This is a genomic window from Providencia sp. PROV024 (assembly GCF_032709665.1).
In the GTDB taxonomy this organism is placed as follows: domain Bacteria; phylum Pseudomonadota; class Gammaproteobacteria; order Enterobacterales; family Enterobacteriaceae; genus Providencia; species Providencia huashanensis.
Map to the genome: position 1 here is coordinate 3,813,457 of NZ_CP120545.1, position 19,695 is coordinate 3,833,151.

17 protein-coding genes are annotated in these 19,695 nt (G+C 41.1%); 6 read left to right on the forward strand and 11 right to left on the reverse strand.

What is annotated here, in order from left to right; genetic code table 11:
- Position 1: 1 nt before the first annotated feature.
- The 7 genes from nit1 to P3L56_RS17625 all read right to left on the reverse strand — a co-directional run bounded on the left by nit1 (position 2) and on the right by P3L56_RS17625 (position 9,378).
- On the reverse strand, positions 2-853 hold the full coding sequence (gene nit1, locus P3L56_RS17595) for a deaminated glutathione amidase (RefSeq protein ID WP_048606184.1): 852 nt from the start codon (positions 851-853) through the stop codon (positions 2-4).
- Positions 853-4,644 carry an AsmA2 domain-containing protein YhdP gene (gene yhdP, locus P3L56_RS17600; protein ID WP_198860918.1) on the reverse strand — a complete coding sequence of 1,264 codons (3,792 nt, stop codon included), beginning with the start codon at positions 4,642-4,644 and terminating at the stop codon, positions 853-855. Before yhdP ends, nit1 begins: the two co-directional genes overlap by 1 nt.
- Positions 4,645-4,668: 24 nt before the next feature.
- Positions 4,669-6,138: a ribonuclease G gene (gene rng / locus P3L56_RS17605; protein ID WP_042846247.1), complete on the reverse strand. Its 1,470-nt coding sequence runs from the start codon at positions 6,136-6,138 to the stop codon at positions 4,669-4,671.
- Positions 6,135-6,722 (reverse strand): Maf family protein, encoded by a 588-nt coding sequence (locus P3L56_RS17610; protein ID WP_166685155.1) that lies wholly within the window; start codon positions 6,720-6,722, stop codon positions 6,135-6,137. The genes rng and P3L56_RS17610 overlap by 4 nt, the downstream gene beginning before the upstream one ends.
- A 36-nt stretch (positions 6,723-6,758) precedes the next feature.
- Positions 6,759-7,247, reverse strand: a complete 489-nt coding sequence (gene mreD / locus P3L56_RS17615; protein ID WP_042846252.1) for a rod shape-determining protein MreD — start codon at positions 7,245-7,247, stop codon at positions 6,759-6,761.
- Between the two features lie 37 nt (positions 7,248-7,284).
- A complete protein-coding gene (gene mreC / locus P3L56_RS17620; RefSeq protein ID WP_042846254.1) occupies positions 7,285-8,253 on the reverse strand; it encodes a rod shape-determining protein MreC in 969 nt (322 codons plus the stop codon).
- An 81-nt stretch (positions 8,254-8,334) separates the two neighbouring features.
- Positions 8,335-9,378: a rod shape-determining protein gene (locus P3L56_RS17625; RefSeq protein ID WP_004908213.1), complete on the reverse strand. Its 1,044-nt coding sequence runs from the start codon at positions 9,376-9,378 to the stop codon at positions 8,335-8,337.
- A 604-nt stretch (positions 9,379-9,982) separates the two neighbouring features.
- Here P3L56_RS17625 and P3L56_RS17630 point away from each other — a divergent pair.
- From P3L56_RS17630 to accC, 4 genes are all read left to right on the forward strand, one after another.
- Positions 9,983-10,963: an oxidoreductase gene (locus P3L56_RS17630; RefSeq protein ID WP_042846256.1), complete on the forward strand. Its 981-nt coding sequence runs from the start codon at positions 9,983-9,985 to the stop codon at positions 10,961-10,963.
- A gap of 233 nt (positions 10,964-11,196) precedes the next feature.
- The gene (aroQ, locus tag P3L56_RS17635; RefSeq protein WP_042846258.1) at positions 11,197-11,661 is read left to right on the forward strand and encodes a type II 3-dehydroquinate dehydratase; all 465 of its coding nucleotides are present in this window, start codon (positions 11,197-11,199) and stop codon (positions 11,659-11,661) included.
- A gap of 18 nt (positions 11,662-11,679) precedes the next feature.
- Positions 11,680-12,150: an acetyl-CoA carboxylase biotin carboxyl carrier protein gene (accB, locus tag P3L56_RS17640; protein ID WP_129466435.1), complete on the forward strand. Its 471-nt coding sequence runs from the start codon at positions 11,680-11,682 to the stop codon at positions 12,148-12,150.
- Between the two features lie 12 nt (positions 12,151-12,162).
- Entirely contained in the window at positions 12,163-13,509 is a 1,347-nt protein-coding gene (gene accC / locus P3L56_RS17645; RefSeq protein WP_042846261.1) for an acetyl-CoA carboxylase biotin carboxylase subunit, read from the forward strand.
- A 75-nt stretch (positions 13,510-13,584) separates the two neighbouring features.
- Here accC and P3L56_RS17650 read toward each other — a convergent pair whose 3' ends face one another.
- From P3L56_RS17650 to P3L56_RS17665, 4 genes are read right to left on the reverse strand one after another with little or no spacing between them, the layout of a single operon-like run.
- The gene (locus P3L56_RS17650; protein WP_198860919.1) at positions 13,585-14,835 is read right to left on the reverse strand and encodes an anaerobic sulfatase maturase; all 1,251 of its coding nucleotides are present in this window, start codon (positions 14,833-14,835) and stop codon (positions 13,585-13,587) included.
- 31 nt (positions 14,836-14,866) lie between these two features.
- Entirely contained in the window at positions 14,867-15,583 is a 717-nt protein-coding gene (locus P3L56_RS17655) for a GntR family transcriptional regulator (RefSeq protein WP_048606178.1), read from the reverse strand.
- Positions 15,584-15,631: 48 nt separating this feature from the next.
- Positions 15,632-17,401: a sulfatase gene (locus tag P3L56_RS17660; protein ID WP_042846263.1), complete on the reverse strand. Its 1,770-nt coding sequence runs from the start codon at positions 17,399-17,401 to the stop codon at positions 15,632-15,634.
- A 13-nt stretch (positions 17,402-17,414) separates the two neighbouring features.
- A complete protein-coding gene (locus P3L56_RS17665) occupies positions 17,415-18,836 on the reverse strand; it encodes a PTS transporter subunit EIIC (RefSeq protein ID WP_042846264.1) in 1,422 nt (473 codons plus the stop codon).
- A gap of 149 nt (positions 18,837-18,985) precedes the next feature.
- Between P3L56_RS17665 and P3L56_RS17670 the strand changes: the two genes are divergently transcribed.
- Positions 18,986-19,342 (forward strand): YidH family protein, encoded by a 357-nt coding sequence (locus P3L56_RS17670; protein ID WP_042846266.1) that lies wholly within the window; start codon positions 18,986-18,988, stop codon positions 19,340-19,342.
- Positions 19,343-19,350: 8 nt separating this feature from the next.
- Positions 19,351-19,650 carry a DUF202 domain-containing protein gene (locus tag P3L56_RS17675; RefSeq protein WP_042846268.1) on the forward strand — a complete coding sequence of 100 codons (300 nt, stop codon included), beginning with the start codon at positions 19,351-19,353 and terminating at the stop codon, positions 19,648-19,650.
- The last annotated feature ends 45 nt before the right edge of the window (positions 19,651-19,695 follow it).

Sequence of the window (19,695 nt, forward strand, 5' to 3'; positions counted from 1 at the left end):
GTTACTCTTTGGTTTCTTTTTTAATTAATGATGTCAGTTGCGGCCTAAAGCGGTTATGTTTTACCACTCTGATTTGCTCACGCATGACACCTAAGCTGTCCGTTTTTATATTCAAGACGGTAGATGCGACCGCATCCACATTCTTTTTGATAACTTTACCCCAACCATCGACTGCGAGGCTATGCCCCCATGTGCGACGTGTACCATGAACCCCAACTTGGGCTGGTGCTAGAATGTAGCACTGGTTTTCAATCGCACGAGCACGTAACAGAGGTTCCCAATGCGCCTGACCGGTATAACGAGTAAATGCCGCTGGAACTGAAATAATTTCAGCGCCTTGCTCACGTAACGCTTGGAACAAACCAGGGAAACGCAAATCATAACAAATCGTCATGCCAAGGCGACCCACCGGGGTATCAACAACCGTAATATGTTCGCCACGTTGATAAATTACGGATTCGTTATAATTACCTTGCTCATCTTCAATGTTCACATCAAACATATGAATTTTATCGTAGCGTGCTTTAATATTTCCTTCGGAATCAAATAATAAACTACTGCTGGTAATACGCTCAGGGTCTTCACGGCTAATCAATGGCATAGACCCAACTAAAATCCAAACATTATAACGCTTAGCCATTGCAATGACGGCATCTTGAAGCGGGCCTTTCCCCTGAACTTCAGCTTGTTTACGGTAAGCCGCTGCATCTGCAAATAATAATGCATTCTCAGGTGTCAGTACTAACTTAACAGTGTCAGGTAACTGTTTGATTTGTTGCTCTATTTGTGCCAAATTGTGTTTAGTATTATTTCCGCTACATAACTGCAAAAGTGCAACATTACCATTTTTCATTACTCTTGAGTCTCCTTCAGTTGGCGTAATACTTCATCAATTTTTGGCTCGTCCAAGCTACCTGTCACGCGATAACGAATAACAGAAACTTTACTCCATAATGGACCGAGCACTTTTGTCGCTGCGAAAACAGCAGCGCCTGCAAAAGGGTTTAACACAAATGCGGTTGCTACACCTACTGTAGCAGAAATTTCAGGAGTGATGACCGCTTCTAAGTTAATTTGCCGTTTAACGAGGTTGATTTCCCCACTCAGCGCAATATCTGCGACCAACCCATCAACATAAGTATTTTTGGATGCCATCACACCATTATGAATAGTGGCATCACCTTTAATAGAGTCAAAATTAAAGTCATCACTGAACGTATCGCGAAAATCGAGTTGTAACTTACGCAATAACGCATCAAAACTCACTAGACGTAGAATTTGCCCAGCTCGACCTCCGCCCATTTGTGCTATTGCACCTTTACCTAATTTCGCTGACAACTTACCATTTAAGGTAGCAATATCCGGTGACCATGGAAGGTTCGCCCAGTCTAAATCGAATTGTATGGTATAAGGTGATTCAATAATGGGCACTAATATCCCGAAATAGGCTGCTGTTTCATCAAATGCGCCCCCCGTCAGAGAACCCGCGATTTCTGTTTTATTACCGTTCTGACTGTGCCAAATTGCATCTAATTTTAACTGTGTCGCACTATTATTTAATGTACCACCCGTTAAGCGTAGTGAGTGCCCCATAGGCTGAATATTGGCGCTGATTTCCCCCAATTTCTGCCCTGCAACCCAGCACTCTTTACAATTAAAGTGCAATTGTGGCCATTGGCTGAAATCAAACTGAGCAGGCCCCGCTAAGCTATCTTGATTACCTGCAAGTGAACTTGGGTTGTAATACAAATAATCAATAGCGACCTGCCATGGTTGATTAGCAAAAATTTGTAGTGACCCTTTTAAATTTTCGCTATCAATGTTGACTTGCTGCTCTGCACGCTGCAAATCATAGGTAAAATTGACATTTTTCCAATCTTGCCCGCCAAGGTTAATTGTTGGAATATGGATATCAAGTGATTCAGGTAAACGGATACTCATATCCCCTTGGCCGCGATTAGATGACATTAATAGCCCTGCAAGGCTCTGCCAATTCTCATCGGTCATAGGCGGTAAATCCACCGCAAAAACTGACTGTTTTGGTAACTCTGGGAGCTTATTTTGCCATGGTGCAACATGCGCTTTTAATAACTTTAATGGCTCATCACCCAAACTCCACAGCGTGTTAAAACCAAGACGCTTGCCAATATCACCACCTACCGTCAATTGCTCTGTTGTTCCTTTAGCTTGTACATTTATTTCCCCAAGCTCAGCCAGTAATTGGTTATTCAATGCAGGTAACTGGCTTTTGAGTTGTTTTAAGCCCGCGGTGACATCAATTTGTAAACCGACCTGTTGTTTCGCCGACTCGGGTATTGTGATAGCAACATGGCTTTTCCAATCACTATTACCAGAAACCCGTTGTTTTATTTCCTCAGGTAGCATTGATAACTTATTCAGTGCCCAATTCCCCGCAATATCAACGTTTACCTGATAATCTTTAGCCCCGTCTGATGTGTTAAAATCTACGGAAATAGGTTGACCAAACCACTGCCCCTGGAGTTTCTCACCTCGTAAGTCACCATTATTAAAGACGAAACTTCCTGTGAGAGAAGAAATTGTGCTATCAATCGGCTGAATGAATAAATCATTTTTATTAAGGTTAACGCTTCCTGTTGCTACGACATCTTTCCCGGCCACCAGTGGGATAGATAGCCCCAACTGGCCATTCACCGTACCCCCTATTTGTAACTCTTCTAGAGTGTCACCAATTGAGTGCTTCATCGGCGTATGGGTAAAATATTGTTGGATTTGTTTTCCAGTTCCACTGACATCAGCATTGATATACAGCATTTCTTTCGTGTAATCAGGGATATTGGCATCAAGGTTAGTTGCAGTCGCATCGCCGAGTTTGACGCTTGGCACATGCATGAATAACCCAGCACGCTTAAAGTCCAAATCGATATCTAAATCCAATAAGGCTGGCCATTCATGATCGTACTCAAACGTTGCATCACGTAACGGGACATAAACTTGGAATTGACCATCATTATTATCATAAGGGAAATTTGCTGGGTCACCTTTATATACTAAGGTTGCATTATCCACCTTTCCTGCAATAACCGCCTTTGTTAGGTAATCAGCAACATCTTGCCCCATCAGTTTTTGTGGAAAATAACGCCATGCGTCTCCCGCATCATCCAAACGTAAGCCAGCTAAAATAGCTAAATCTGCATAATTCCCTTTCTTCGCTTTGGCATAACGAAACTCCCCGTTTGCCCAAAGTGATTTGGCTTGTACATCTAAAGATGGGCTCCAGAGCTTAAACTCACTGTCATTATCCAACCAATAAAGCTGCCCATTAGCCGTTTTTATCTCAAAAGGAGCTTTAAATTCGTCACGATAATCCACCTGACTATCTTGTAAGCTAACTGAGGCTCCCCCACTTTGCATGCTACCCGCTAAGACACCCGAAAAATGATTAATCGAAGGAAGCGCTTTCCATTTTTTCCAGCTAACATCCTGCCAATCCATACTAATTTGCATGTGTTCTGGCATATTCTGTGTGAGATCAAGGGCAAACTCACTGACGACACCCGTTGGTTGGCGATGCTGCCAATCCTGTACCATCTCGGGCGTTAGAAATGAAAAAGTGGGTAATACTTCACTTAAGCGTTCTAATTCAATATTTTTTGCTCGTATACGCCAGTGGTCGTTATCCTGATATTTTTTTGAAGCGGGTAAATACAAAACAGAAACATTACCTTGCGGCCAAATATATTCATTGGTTTTCAACGTATCAAGTTCAGGGATATTAAATAGCCAGCCATTCCCCTGCCTTTTCATGCGTAGCAATAAATCATTCACTTGCAGGTTTTGCGATAAACTGCCGGTTCCCCAGTTAGCTTCCCCTTGACGCAATTGAACTAGCCCACTTTCAATTTGCTGGTTTTTCAAGCTAATCCATGAAGAGAGGCTAAAGTTAGCATCTCGTAATGACGTGTTTTCTCGTAGCCAGCGACTAAGCCAAGGTTGCATATCAATATTATCGGCTTGCAGGTAAAAAATACCGTCACTTAAGACACCGTTTTTATCCGATACGTCTAATTTAACTTGCAAATAACCATGTTGTTTATTGATTGTTTCGAGGCTGACAAAACCTTGAGCCCTATGACGTTCATTTTCATTTAGCCAAGAGAGTTCAGGTAAAATTAGGGTGGTTTTTTGCCCTGAGGGCGTGAGAAAAGTTAACTGACTTTCTTTTAAGATAAAGTGGTCGAATTGACGTAAAAACAATTCTTCAATGCTGTCTAATGACTCCCCCTCAGAGGAACCTTCGAAATTAAAAGGGACCTTATAATCGACATTGAGCTGATAGAAGGTTAAATCACGAAAGCGCCAACGCAACGATAATATTGAACTCCAAATATCTAATTCGACGTCAATCACGCTCGCGGTTATATCTGTGGTTTCATTTTGTAATTCCACATTAGATAACATGAAGGTTGGGCCAAAATACTGCCAAGCCCCTTCAATTTTGCCAATTTGCACTGTGACATCATTATTTTTTTCAATGTAAGCAATGATATCTTGGCGGTAGCTATCAATATTCGGCAAGAGGAAACGCAAGCCTGTCAGCACTAGTGCGCACAGCAATAAGATAACCGCAGTGGTTACTAGTACTACACGTGGTAGTCGTTTCACTCATTTCTCCTTCAAACAATAATGCTACATCATGACAACATCAAAACGTTCCTGACTGTATAGCGGTTCAATCTGGACTTTAACCTGCTTACCAACAAAAATTTCAACTTCGGCAAGTGCGTGAGATTCGTCCCCTTTAAGTACATCCACAACCGCTTGAGATGCATAAACAAGAAACCTATCTGCATCGATAGTGCGATGAACTCGGACTATTTCCCGTAAAATTTCATAGCACACAGTTTCTACTGACTTAACTGTACCTCGACCTTGGCAAGTTGGGCAATCATCACACAAAACATGTTCAAGGCTCTCTCTTGTCCGTTTACGCGTCATTTCGACTAAACCAAGCTGAGAAAAGCCATTAATGGTCGTTTTAACTTTATCTTTAACCAGTGCTTGTTCTAATGATGCTAACACACGGCGGCGATGTTCTGGATCAACCATATCGATAAAATCGATAATAATTATACCACCAAGGTTTCGTAAACGAAGTTGCCTTGCTATTGCTTGAGTAGCTTCAATATTAGTATTGAAAATGGTTTCTTCTAGGTTACGATGCCCAACAAACGCCCCAGTATTAATATCAATGGTCGTCATCGCTTCAGTTTGATCGATAATTAAATAACCACCTGATTTTAACTCGACCTTTCTATCCATCGCGCGTTGGATTTCATTTTCGACATCAAACAAATCAAAAATGGGTTGATTCCCCTGATAGAGTTCCAATTTTGCCGTCATTTCAGGTACGTATTCTGCAATAAACTCTTGTAATTGAGTATAAGTCAAACGGGAATCAACGCGAATACGATCAAGATGAGCACCTGCAAAATCACGAATAATACGAAAAGCGAGAGCCAGTTCACCGTAGATTTTAGTCCGAGTAACATTACGTTTTTTACGCTCAATCACTTTAGCCCAAAGCCGTTTTAGGAAGGCGGCATCTTGTTTAACTTCTTCCTCGCCCACCCCTTCCGCTGCGGTACGGATAATAAAACCGCCATTTTCATCACAATATTGAGAAACGCACTGTTTTAGCCGTTCTCTTTCTTCTTCACTTTCAATGCGTTGTGAAACACCAACATGGGATGCCCCAGGCATAAAAACCAAATAGCGCGATGGCAATGTAATATCTGTCGTCAAACGAGCCCCCTTGGTTCCTAGAGGGTCCTTAACAACTTGGACAATCAAGTCCTGCCCTTGTTTTACTAATTCAGCAATGTCTCTGACATGAAAGTTTTTTTGCTCATCGCCAGCAATACATTCAGTGTGCGGCATAATATCAGAGGCATGCAAAAAGGCAGCTTTATCTAGACCAATATCAACAAAGGCCGCCTGCATACCGGGTAACACGCGGCTCACACGGCCTTTGTAAATATTCCCTACTAGCCCTCTTTTGGCTTCCCGTTCAACATGTATTTCTTGTAAGATCCCACCATCAATATAAGCAACACGCGTTTCAGATGGTGTAATATTTACTAATAGTTCCGCAGTCATGACTTCCCCTTACCATCACCTAACGCTAAAAATCGCTGAATGAGTTCATCTGTTTCAACCAGTGGTAAACCAACAACTCCATGGTAACTACCGTTAATTTTCCGTATAAAACGCCCACCAATTCCTTGTATTGCATATGCTCCCGCCTTATCCATAGGCTCGCCTGACTGTATATAATCCCGTATTTCAAGTAAAGATAACTCGCGAAAGGTCACATCTGTCACAATCAGTGACTGTATAGTCTGTTGGCGGTTAGATAATGCGATACCCGTCATTACTTGGTGTGTTTTCCCCGATAGCGCGCTTAGCATGGCTTCCGCATGTTTGTCATCTTGAGGTTTTTCCAATATTTCCCCATCAAGCACCACAATCGTATCTGCACCTAATACCGGACAATCTTCAGGGGCAATTGCAACACCAGCCAATGATTTATCGCGCGCAAGGCGTTGGACATAATCTTGAGGGGACTCACCCTGCTGCCACTGTTCTTCTACCTCTGGGCGTAAAATCTCAAAGGTATAGTTAAGTTGCTGAACTAGTTCACGCCTACGGGGTGAGCCAGATGCAAGATAAATTAAATTCATAAACTGTATTCCCTGTCAGAACGGATACCTAAAGCCTTAACACACTGAAAATTGTCGGCGAATTTTTCGTAGAAGCAAAAATAGCCATGGCCACAGAATACCATTCACTAGGCTATTCCAGAATACTTGTGGGTGAAATAATACTTGTGAAGACAGAAACTCAGCCCAAAAAACAGCTAAATCCTGAATGACTGTCAGTAACATAATCACTAAAGCTTGCTGCCACAGAGCCATATTACGCAATAACTGGTGCTTATAAGCAACAAGATAGCAAATTATACTAAAAGAAAGGGCATGAACCCCCAGAGCAGAACCTTGAATGGAATCAACGATAATTCCCAAAATAAAACTTGTGCCTACGCTAACACGATGCGGCAATGCCATGACCCAATAAGTGAGGATCAATAATAACCATGTAGGGCGGTAAAAACTTAGTTGTTCAGGCCAAGGCATGACTTGCAAAATTAAGGCAATAAAAAAAGATAACCAAATGATGGCTCGCCCGTTACCACGATACTCATCCATTCTATTTTCCCCTCCTCACCATACTCAATTCCCCTCTCTATGGTTCTGATACTGGAGACATTGACGGCGGCAGTGGAGGCCCCTGAATTTCACTTGGATTAGGTAATACTTGAGGCAGTACTTTCATTAAGCGTTCATTAGCCGCACGATATACCTCTGACGGCTTTAACGGAGTTTTAGGGTCGTTATCATTTCCCCATAAAAGGAGCAGATAACGTAAACGTTGTAGTTCTGCACTCGGCTTGGCACTAATAATCGTATAAGCGCGTTGTGTATCGTGTTTAACCGCAGAAACAACGGCAACTGGGTAACCTTCAGGGAAACGCCCCCCTAACCCAGAAGTCACTAATACATCCCCTATGCGAATATCGGTATTTTCAGGTAATGGCTCTAATTGTATGTCATCCGTACAACCAGACCCAGCAGCAATAACACGCACATCATTTCGTAGTACTTGTACGGGCAATGCATGAGTTGTATCACAAATGAGTAAAACACGACTATTGAAGTTGCTGACGCCGACAACTTGGCCTACAACACCTTTATCACTAATAACAGGCTGCCCTTCGTAAACCCCTTCGTTACTGCCTTTATCTATCACAACTTGGTCGCGATATGGTGTATTCGCCCCTGAGATAACTTGCGTTACCATCATGTGTTCATCTTGACGAAGTGGCGAACCTAGCAACTCTCTTAAACGTGCATTTTCTTGTTTAAGTTGCTCTAGTAAAAGATTATCCGCTTTTTTCAGCAACAATTCTTGACGTAATGCCCTGTTTTCAAACTGTAATTGTTCGCGAGAGGTGAAACTTTCAGAGATGTTATCCAAAAATTGACGTGGCCCATTTGCTAAAAAATAGAATGGGCTAACCGCCGTGTCTAAGTAGGTACGGATTTTATTGAAAGGCTCAAATCGATGGTCAATCACCACCAGCACAAGTGCAATGATTACCGCAAAAATAATGCGTAACTGTAGGGATGGACCTCGCCTAAAAATTGGCTTCATGTGTGGCTAAGTTTCGCTAATGTCAGAGGATCAAAAATAGTCAAAGCAGCTAGGGTTTACTAGCTGCTTATAGCTGGCCATTTAGTCTTCGCTAAACAGGTCACCACCGTGCATATCGATCATTTCTAATGCTTTCCCGCCACCACGAGCGACGCAAGTTAGCGGATCTTCTGCAACAATAACTGGGATACCAGTCTCTTCCATCAATAAGCGATCTAAATTACGAAGCAGCGCGCCACCACCAGTTAATACCATACCGCGCTCTGAGATATCAGATGCTAGTTCAGGTGGGCACTGTTCAAGCGCTAGCATTACCGCGCTGACAATCCCAGTCAGTGGCTCTTGTAATGCTTCTAAAATTTCATTTGAATTCATTTTGAAACCACGAGGTACGCCCTCTGCAAGGTTACGACCACGGACTTCAATTTCATAAACTTCATCCGTTGGGAATGCAGAGCCAATCCCGTGTTTAATACGTTCTGCGGTTGCCTCACCAATCAGTGAACCGTAATTACGGCGCACATAGTTAATGATGGACTCATCAAAACGGTCACCACCAATACGTACTGAAGATGAATAAACAACACCATTTAAAGAAATAACCGCCACTTCAGTGGTACCACCACCGATATCAACAACCATAGAACCCGTTGCTTCAGATACAGGTAAACCTGCGCCAATTGCTGCTGCCATTGGTTCTTCAATTAAGAATACTTCACGTGCCCCTGCACTCAGTGCGGATTCACGGATAGCTTTACGTTCAACTTGCGTTGCCCCAACTGGTACACAAACTAATACTCGTGGACTTGGACGTAAAAAACTGTTGCTATGAACTTGTTTGATGAAGTGTTGTAACATTTTTTCTGTCAGGAAGAAGTCGGCGATTACGCCATCTTTCATTGGTCTGATTGCAGAAATATTACCAGGTGTACGTCCCAGCATCTGCTTGGCTTCACCACCGACCGCCGCAACACTTTTTGGCGAACCGGAGCGGTCTTGACGAATAGCAACTACAGAGGGTTCATTTAATTTGACGCCTTGTCCTTTAACATAAATAAGGGTATTGGCCGTACCCAAGTCAATAGACAAGTCATTAGAAAACATGCCACGAAATTTTTTAAACATAATGAAAGAGTTATCCTGCAAGCTGGGGACGAATATAAACCCGTCTACTCTACCAACCACTTGAAGCTGCCTCAAGGCGTTAATGGGCGACTTCTAAAAATATGGTTAATTCATCTATTATCACGTACTGTACTGTACATGCTTCTCATCAAAACGAAGCAGATAAAAGCCCCAAAAATAGATATTTATTTTACTTTTTCCATCATTAGATGAAATTACGTAAAAAAACCTATTCTTTGGCTGTTATATACTCCATTGTTTGTATTCCCAGTGTGACAAGTAATTATGACTACAAGTTCAAATAATATTGATATCTTTTTATTATTGCTACTCACTGGTTATTTTCACTACAAATTAGATGAATTTCACGAGTGTTAGCTCTATTATCTACCAAAAATAAGGCAAATTTGTATCAGTACGCAAAATGAATTAGTCGCGATGCGTTATTTTGCATGATAAAAGCCTATGTATGCCAGAAAAAAATAAATTTTTACAAAATAATTACATTATTAATAGCTTAAGAACCGTTATTACGTCAATGAAATACCGTTAAATTTTCGGCATTTTTACATGACATATTTAATCATTTTACTAGGAGTGAACGATGAAAGCTCTCGTCCTAAATCAAGCAGATGAAAAAATTGTCGCAAATATTCAATCTCTGACAACAGAAATGCTGCCAGCCGGAGACATTATAGTCGATATTCACTGGTCAACGTTAAATTATAAAGATGCTTTGGCCATTTGTGGGAAAGCAGGCGTAGTACGCCAGTATCCGATGGTCCCTGGTATTGATTTTTCAGGGGTAGTCCACCACAGTGAAGACCCAAGGTTTCAAGTTGGTCAGCATGTGTTATTAACAGGGTGGGGAGTCGGTGAAACTCATTGGGGCGGGTTAGCCTCCCAAGCGAGAGTTCCTGCGAAGTATTTAACCCCATTACCTGAAAATCTATCCTTGAAGCAAGCCATGGTCATTGGTACGGCAGGCTTCACTGCCATGCTATGTGTTAATGCGTTAGAAGAAGCAGGCATCACTCCAGATAAAGGCGAAGTGATTGTTAGTGGGGCAAGTGGTGGCGTAGGGAGCACTGCCGTGCAATTACTCTCCCTTTTAGGCTATGACGTTGTCGCAATTTCAGGGCGCGAAGAGAATAACGCTTACTTGCAAAGCTTAGGGGCTAAAAGGGTATTACCTCGCAGCGATTTCACCCACGCGGCCAAACCATTAGATAAACAACTGTGGGCTGGCGCCATTGATACTGTAGGCGGGGAATTGCTAGCCAATCTTCTTGCTCAAACCAATTACAACGGGGCAGTAGCAGCTTGTGGTTTAGCCGGTGGATTTAACTTACCAACCAGTGTGATGCCTTTTATCTTACGTAATGTGCGTTTACAAGGCGTTGATTCTGTTTACTACCCAGCGGCAAACCGCCCTAAAGTGTGGGAACGGCTTTCTCAAATACTACCAGCCTCATTCTATGAACACGTCAGTTCAGAGATTAAACTGGAAGATTCTGCTGAATTTGCACAAAAACTCTTAAAAAATGAAGTAACAGGGCGTACCCTTGTCAATCTACGCACCTAATCACAAATTTGCTGCGGTATTCTCCAAAAATAAGGATTACCGCACAATTCACAAAATAAATTCGGGTAATTTCTCTGATAAGACCAGTATTTTGCTGCTAAATGCCACGAAATAATTATAATGGCTCCCCTTGTCAGCCAAAAAAACATTTATTTTTATGATAAATGATGACAAACCCTCAACATCGGGTTATGTTGTCGGGCTATTGATATATCGTCGGAGTTAGCAGCATAATGACAGAAGATATTCACATTTTGCTCCTGAATGGGCCAAACCTGAACCTGCTAGGAACGCGTGAGCCAGGTACCTATGGCAGCAAAACCCTATCAGACATTGTTTCCAAACTGACGCAGGAAGCCAATGAGTTAGGGGTAAAATTGAGCCATTTTCAGTCAAATGCAGAACATGAGTTAATCGATAAAATTCATGCTTCCCGCAATGATGTTGATTTTATTCTAATCAACCCGGCTGCATTCACACATACCAGTGTAGCTCTGCGTGATGCGTTACTGGCAGTTTGTCTTCCATTTATCGAGATCCATATCTCGAATGTGCATGCCAGAGAACCATTTCGCCAACATTCTTATTTATCCGACCAAGCTGTCGGTGTAATTTGTGGTCTAGGCGCGGATGGCTACAGTTTTGCTTTGCAGGCTGCAGTTAACCGTGTGCGTCTAATTAATTCAATCCAAATATAAGAGTACGGAATCATATCCATGGATATTCGTAAAATTAAAAAGCTGATCGAGCTGGTCGAAGAGTCTGGCATTTCTGAACTGGAAATTTCTGAAGGTGAAGAGTCAGTACGTATCAGCCGCATTTCTGCCGCTTCTCAGGCTATGGCAGCACCGCAACAATATTACTCAGCACCTGTCGCACAACAGCCTGCATTAGCAAATGCTGTTGCTCCATCAGAAGCAATGGCTGCACCAGCGGCTCCAGCTGCAGTTGCAGGTCACCAAGTCCGTTCACCAATGGTAGGGACTTTCTACCGTGCACCAAGCCCAGAAGCAAAACCGTTTGTTGAAGTTGGCCAAACTGTCAGCGTTGGTGATCCTCTTTGCATCGTTGAAGCGATGAAAATGATGAACCAAATAGAAGCAGATAAAGCAGGCGTAGTTAAAGCTATTCTGCTGCAAAACGGTGATGCAGTAGAATTTGACGAGCCACTAGTTGTTATCGAATAACGAGGCGTCTCCATGCTGGAAAAAATTGTTATCGCTAACCGTGGGGAAATCGCACTACGTATTTTGCGTGCCTGTAAAGAACTTGGCATCAAAACTGTAGCGGTTCACTCAACGGCTGATAGCGATCTAAAACACGTGTTGCTGGCTGATGAAACCATTTGTATCGGTCCTGCAGCATCCGCGAAAAGTTACTTAAATATCCCTGCGATTATTTCAGCAGCGGAAATTTCAGGCGCGCAAGCGATCCACCCGGGATATGGTTTCTTGGCTGAAAACGCTGATTTCGCAGAACAAGTTGAAAACTCAGGCTTTATTTTTATCGGTCCAAAAGCTGAAACCATCCGCCTAATGGGCGACAAAGTTTCTGCTATTAACGCGATGAAAAAAGCAGGTGTTCCTTGCGTTCCGGGTTCAGATGGCCCGCTAGGCAATGATGCAGAAAAGAATAAATCCATCGCAAAACGTATTGGCTACCCTGTAATCATCAAAGCATCAGGTGGTGGTGGTGGTCGTGGTATGCGTGTGGTTCGTAACGAAAAAGATTTAGAATCATCGATTAACCTCACACGCGCAGAAGCCAAATCTGCATTCAATAATGACATGGTTTACATGGAAAAATTCCTTGAAAACCCACGTCATATTGAAATTCAAGTGATGGCGGATGGTCAGGGTCACGCTGTTTACTTAGCAGAGCGTGATTGTTCAATGCAACGCCGTCACCAAAAAGTGGTAGAAGAAGCTCCAGCACCAGGTATCACGCCTGAAATTCGCCGTAATATCGGTGAGCGCTGTGCAAATGCATGTATTGAAATTGGTTATCGCGGTGCGGGTACCTTCGAATTCTTATTCGAAAACGGTGAATTCTATTTCATCGAGATGAATACCCGTATTCAAGTTGAACATCCAGTTACTGAAATGATTACTGGTGTCGACTTAATTAAAGAACAGTTACGTGTCGCATCTGGTTTACCGCTATCTGTAAAACAAGAAGACATTATTGTTCACGGTCATGCTGTTGAGTGCCGTATTAACGCTGAAGACCCGAATACATTCATTCCAAGTCCAGGTAAAATCACCCGTTTCCACTCTCCTGGTGGTTTTGGTGTGCGTTGGGAGTCGCATATTTACGCAGGTTATACTGTACCTCCTTATTACGACTCAATGATTGGTAAATTAATTACTTACGGTGAAACTCGTGAAATTGCCATTTCTCGTATGAAAAATGCATTAAACGAGCTGATCGTCGATGGTATTAAAACCAATATTGAATTGCACCAGATGATTATGAATGATGAAAACTTCCAAAAAGGTGGGACTAATATCCACTATCTGGAGAAAAAACTGGGTATTTCTGAATAATTTTTTGAAATAGCCCGTTTTATTTATCGTCAAAAAATACCGCGAAGCTCAGCTGCGCGGTATTTTTTATTGAATTTAATTAATATGGCGAATTGGGATTGTATTTTCGATAGGTGCAGCACGCTGGAATAAGTGTAAATTATCCATCACCGAGGCTGGGGGGCGACGAAAACGTAGCTCATTCGCCATATATTGCATATAGGGGTCAATGTGGCTAAAAATTGCCTTATAACCCTCACATAAATGATTATGCCATTTATTCTCAACTTTTTCTGTCCTATGCTTTGGGCATCCCCCATGACAAGCAAACTTAAATTCACATTTTTGGCACAATGAAGAAAGGTTGAGTTTTTGTTGGCCAAAACGTTGCTGCTGCTTACTATAAACTAGCTTATTGAGAGGCTTACTTAATAAATTACCCAGTTTAAATTCGGGATAGACAAAATGGTCGCAACTATAAATATCCCCATTTTGCTCAGCCACTAAACCGTATCCACACGCCGGCTGCATAACACAAAAACTAGGCATATCACCAGACCAAGCCGCAAGCGAGTTATCAAACAACTGGACAAAGACCTTCCCAACATCTTTTCTTACCCAAATATCAAAGACTTTATTAATAAAATCGCCGTATTGCTTCCCTGTTATTGACCATGAGGTTAGCGTTTTCTCTCCCGCTTCTTGTGGGTAGCTCAAATGTTGAAATTTACTATTGTTCATTTCATATTCGACAACAGGAATAAACTGCAAGTAATTAGCTTGAAGTTCTTCGGTAATAAAACGGTAGATTTCTTCTGGATATTTTGCCGTCTCATTATTAAGCACCGTCAAAATATTAAAATCAATTTGATACTCTTTGAGTAGGCGAATTGCATTGATAACTTTATCAAAAACCGAATTACCTGAATTGGATTTTCGATAAATATCATGTAGCCATTGTGGGCCATCAAGGGAAATTCCGACTAAGAAATGATGTTCTTTTAAAAACTTAGCCCATTCAGCGGTTAACAATACCCCATTTGTTTGTATGCTATTGTAGATTTGCTTTCCTTTTCCATACCGCTTTTGGTATTGGATCACTCGTTGGAAAAAATCCATCCCCGCCATTAACGGTTCACCCCCTTGCCAAGTAAAATCAATTTCATGGCTTGGTGATAATTCAATGTACTGACGAATATATTCACGTAATGTATTGTCGTCCATACATTTTAATTTTTTACTATTAAAATCAGTTTGGTGTTCTTTTTCTAGATAAAAGCAGTAATCACACTTTAAATTGCACTGATAACTTGTTGGCTTAGCCATTATGTGAAACGCTTTTTTCATAGTAACCTCTTAAGTTTTGGCAACGGACATCTTAGCTGCCATTCACTTTATACTCGTAATAGTTGCTTAAATAACTACCTTCCATATATAAAATGGCTTCATTATCTTTGTTGTAGTCAATACGGCAACGAGAAAATATGGGGGTTTTCTCATCGATATCTAATAATTCCATTTCTTGTTTTGTTGGAACAAGTGCTGATAATTTTTCAGTATAATGGTTTGAATTTAGCCCTTTGGATTCTAAAAAAAGATAAATAGACTCTTCTAAATCCTCTGCTGTAATGCTTTCAATACAAGGTGGAAAATAAAAACAATTGTATTGAATCGGTTTATTTCCTTTTGTAATAACCCTTTCCACTTTGGTCAGGACTGAGCCTTCCGGCAATTTCATAATTTCACTGATATCTTTATTTGCCGCAACTTTGTTTATCGAAATAATATTACGTTTTACTCTTTGTGTTGCAGCCCCCAATACTTGGGTATGGATTGTTGCATAGGCTTTTTTAGAATTTCGAATAACGAGAGTGCCAACCCCTCGAGATCGCTTTACATACCCTTCTTTTTCTAATTCCGAAAGTGCCCTTCTTGCCGTGATCCTGCTGATCCCAAACATTTCTTGAAATTCAGCTTCTGTCGGAAAAGTATCGTTTTTCCTATATTCACCTTTATTTAGCTTATCGACTAAAATATCATACACTTGCGCGTATAACGGTTTTGAATGCGTACTATAATCTAGTTGTTTTTTCATATATTAATCACAATTACCCGATGTTAGCCCACCGGGTAATGCTCTTATTTATTTTAATCGCATTTCCAGAGCTACCCGGTATAAAAGCTCATTATGGTTTTCTACTGGAAAATTATCAATAATGAAATCAACTAGCTGTTTTTGTGTTAACCCACCTTCTAATTGTTTGATAAACCTGTCCTTTATCGTCTTTAAATGACGGGTTTCGATATATTGTAATAATGACATCGCACCATATTTAACTTCCTGCGTGAGCGGATATTGGTCAAATGCAGTTTTCGCTGCCCCAGCCTGCTTATGCTCTTGTTCAATTTGCTCAAGGGAAACTGGTTGCTCTTTCGATAAACCATAACGAGCATACAACTCTTCAGGAGCATCATTTTGTAACATCATTAAACGAATATTTTCGAGTAAGCGCTGTTCTATTGCCACATTGAGGATTGGTGACGTTTGTGCCGGGTCTTGCTTAACATGGTATAAGCGATGTCCAAAACGGTCTGAGTCTGTTGTCATCACACTCGTTGCAGGGATTTTTAATACTGAGCAACCTTGTGTGAAATCAAACCCCTCATATAACTCTGTTCCTTGTAACTCTTTAGGCGTAAACCGCCGGTTTATACGTGTTGGCATCAAAGTATAATCATGAAGCCCCTCGGTTCCTTGAACAACAGGAGAGCGCATATAAACATACTCACCATCTGTGATATTAATCTGACAGCCATGGTAGCCAAACAGCGCATATTCGCGAATAGGTTCATCTTTAGCAAGCCCAGCTAATATGCTTTTTCCTTGCATATTTTTAGGGATTGGTGCATTAAAATAATCAAGTAACGTAGCCGGTATATCAATAGTTTGAGCCAACATCTGCCTTGATACCCCATTGGTATCCAAATCAGGGTGGCAAATAAAAAATGGTGTATTCGCGATTTCGTTATAAAGTGGCATGATATTTTTCCCCCACCAATCATGTTCACCTAATAAGAAACCGTGATCCGTATTTACAATTAATAGCGTATCTTCCCATAAATTGTATTTATCAAATATATCAAGAACCTGACCAACATATGCATCGACCATCGTTACTAGTGCTTGATAAAAACCACGGATCACTTTTTGCCTAGACTCATCCTCAGTGACAAAATAATACGGCGGCCAGCCATCAAAATGAGCATTGGATAAACCATAAAGTTGTAGGTATTTTTCAGGTACATAAAACGGTTCATGAGGATCAAAACACTCGAGCTGTAAAAACCAATTATCATCCGAGTGATTAGTTTCAATAAATTCAATACCGTGACTAATTGTTTGTACCAGTGGATGATCTTTTTCATCCTGCATATATTGCTGATTAATCAGGTGCTGGGTACGACTGGCTATTTTACGCTGTTTATTTTCATCAGGTTCACCTGATTCATAATGAACAACTGGCTTATTCACAACACCTTTCCAGTTATCCCCCTCTTGCCCCCGAATAAATTCATATGTTGAGAAACGCGAGTGGTAGGTTGCACCGCCATCTCGCCAGTAATGTTTGTGATCCGTAACTAAATGAGTATGAATACCTTGTTTTTTCAGTATTTCAGGCATCGACTCATCAAATGGCTCAATCGGGCCCCAGCTACGATGAAGGAAATTATATCTCCCGGTATGCAATTCTCTCCTTGCAGGCATACAAGGCATACTGCCAACATAAAAATTATCAAACTTCAGTGCGCGTTTACGTAATCGCTCAAAATTAGGAGTAATGGTTGTTTGGCAGCCATAAGCCGACAACATATGTTTATTCAATGAATCAAACATTAACATTACAGCTTTCATTGTTATTTCCTTTTTACTGGTACTTTCTGATACGTCCAACAACATAAGTCAATACGAAAGCAATACTCGCACCGACTAACCAACTAAAAATGTATTGGAGATATTTACCATCCGCTATCAGTGGTAGTGCGGATAGCCCTGCGGCTCCGACCCCATTGGCTGTTACATCCAATAAGACGATCATCATTCCCCCAAAACCAGCACCTATCGATCCTGTGATAAATGCAAAGCCTGCTGGGATGTTTACCCCAAAGATAGTCGGTTCACCTACGGCTAAAATACTGGTCGGGATAGCCCCTTTAGCGACACGTTTCATTACCGGATCTTTTGTCATTATCAAGACGGCAATTGCAGCGCCGACCATACCGGAATTACTCATGATTTGAATCGCAAATAACTGCGAACTTCCTGTTGCTTGAATTAATTCTAAATGGATAGGAATTAACCCTTGGTGTAAACCAAGAGAAATTAAAAATGGGAATAAAGAAGATAAGATAAAACCAGCCGCTAAGCCACCATGCTGTAAAATTCCGGACAATGAGCCTAAAATACCATTAGATACAACGCCAGCTACTGGCATAATACCAAATAGCAAAAGCGCAGTCATAATGATGATTGTCAACGTTGGGGTTGCAATAACATCTATCATACTCGGGATATAGCGGCGTAACCGCTTTTCTAACCAACAGCTAATCCAAACCGCAAAAATAACCCCAATTAACCCACCTTGTCCCGGAGTTAGTCCCAAAATAGCAACTTGAGGCGCAATCGTAATTGCCCCTAAAATCCCCCCTAAGATTTCAGTTCCCTTAAACTCTTTAGCAGCAAAAATACCGGTGAATACAGCTAGTAAGCTAAACAAGCCACTCGCAATAATCCCCATAATAGTACTTATTTCTAACAACCCTTGTTGTTGCAAAACCACTTGGGCTGCTGACATATTAGCGGTTGCTTGAATTCCCTGAGCTAGCGCCTCGGCATGTGCCGAGTTAACAATAATGTTATTGATCCCCATTAAAGTACCAGCAGCAATTAAGCCGGGTAATAATGGAACAAAAATATTCGCTATACTTCTTAGCACGGCTTTAACTGGCGTTTTTTTCTTCGCTTTATTTCTAGCGATTTCAGCTTTAGCTAATACATCGCTTTCAGGTTTATCATCCTGCAATACAGTGCTTTCAGAGTCCCCGTTAGATAGTAGTTGATTAATTGCGTCAGCAATATTGTTACATTTTCCCGGTCCGACAATCACTTGCAATGTTTCATCACTCACCACTCCTAGCACGCCAGGTAGTGCTTTCAAACCTGCAATATCCGCCTTTTCTTCATTTTTTAATGTCATTCTCACTCGAGTCATACAATTTGTGACGTGAATGAAATTTTCAGAACCGCCTGATAATTCTATAATTTTTTTTGATATTTTATCGAGATCCATAGATCCTCTCTTACGGTATAGTAAGGCAAAATGCTTTGTTATATTGTTATAACATTTAGATTAATATATCATCAGAAAAAGAAAGCCCACACTTACATTAATGTTTTGTGATTTTCTTCTCACTTTTTCTAAAAAAGATAGGAATTCCAATGACGATAAAAAAAGAAAACTGGAAAATACTTGGGAAAGCGCCGGATTACCGATTCACATTAGCTAACGAAAGAACATTTTTAGCCTGGATTAGAACAGCGTTGGCTTTTTTAGCTGGTGCAATTGCCATCGAACAACTATTTCAATCTATCGAATTTCCATGGATAAAAATGGCACTGGCATTAGTGCTCGCTGTGGCGGGTGGGCTGACTGCGGCGATGGCATTGTATCGCTGGAAACAAAACGAATTAGCAATGCGGCAAGATAAACCCCTTCAATACACTTCTTTTTTATTGTTAATTACATTGTTTATCATGACCGCAGCCTCTTTCGCACTCTTATATATTTTATTATAGGCAGTGCGATGCGAGACCCCGGACTACAACCAGAAAGAACACAGCAAGCTTGGAGCCGAACGCTACTCGTTTTAGCACTAAATATATTGCTATTTCTGCGTTCTGGGTTACTCAATCATTCATACCTAATGCTAACCGCAGCTGCGGCTGGCGCATTATTATTTTTGATCATTACATTCAAAAGACATAATGCATCTACCTCCCCTAAAATAGGATTAAAAATAAACAATTCTATATTCTTATTTTTTGCGTCATACACCCTTATTTTTATGTCTTTTATGCTGGTTATTAAGATTTTATCTACTTAATTTGACTTTATCTCTCAATATTTAACTAAGTTCATCTTAAATAAA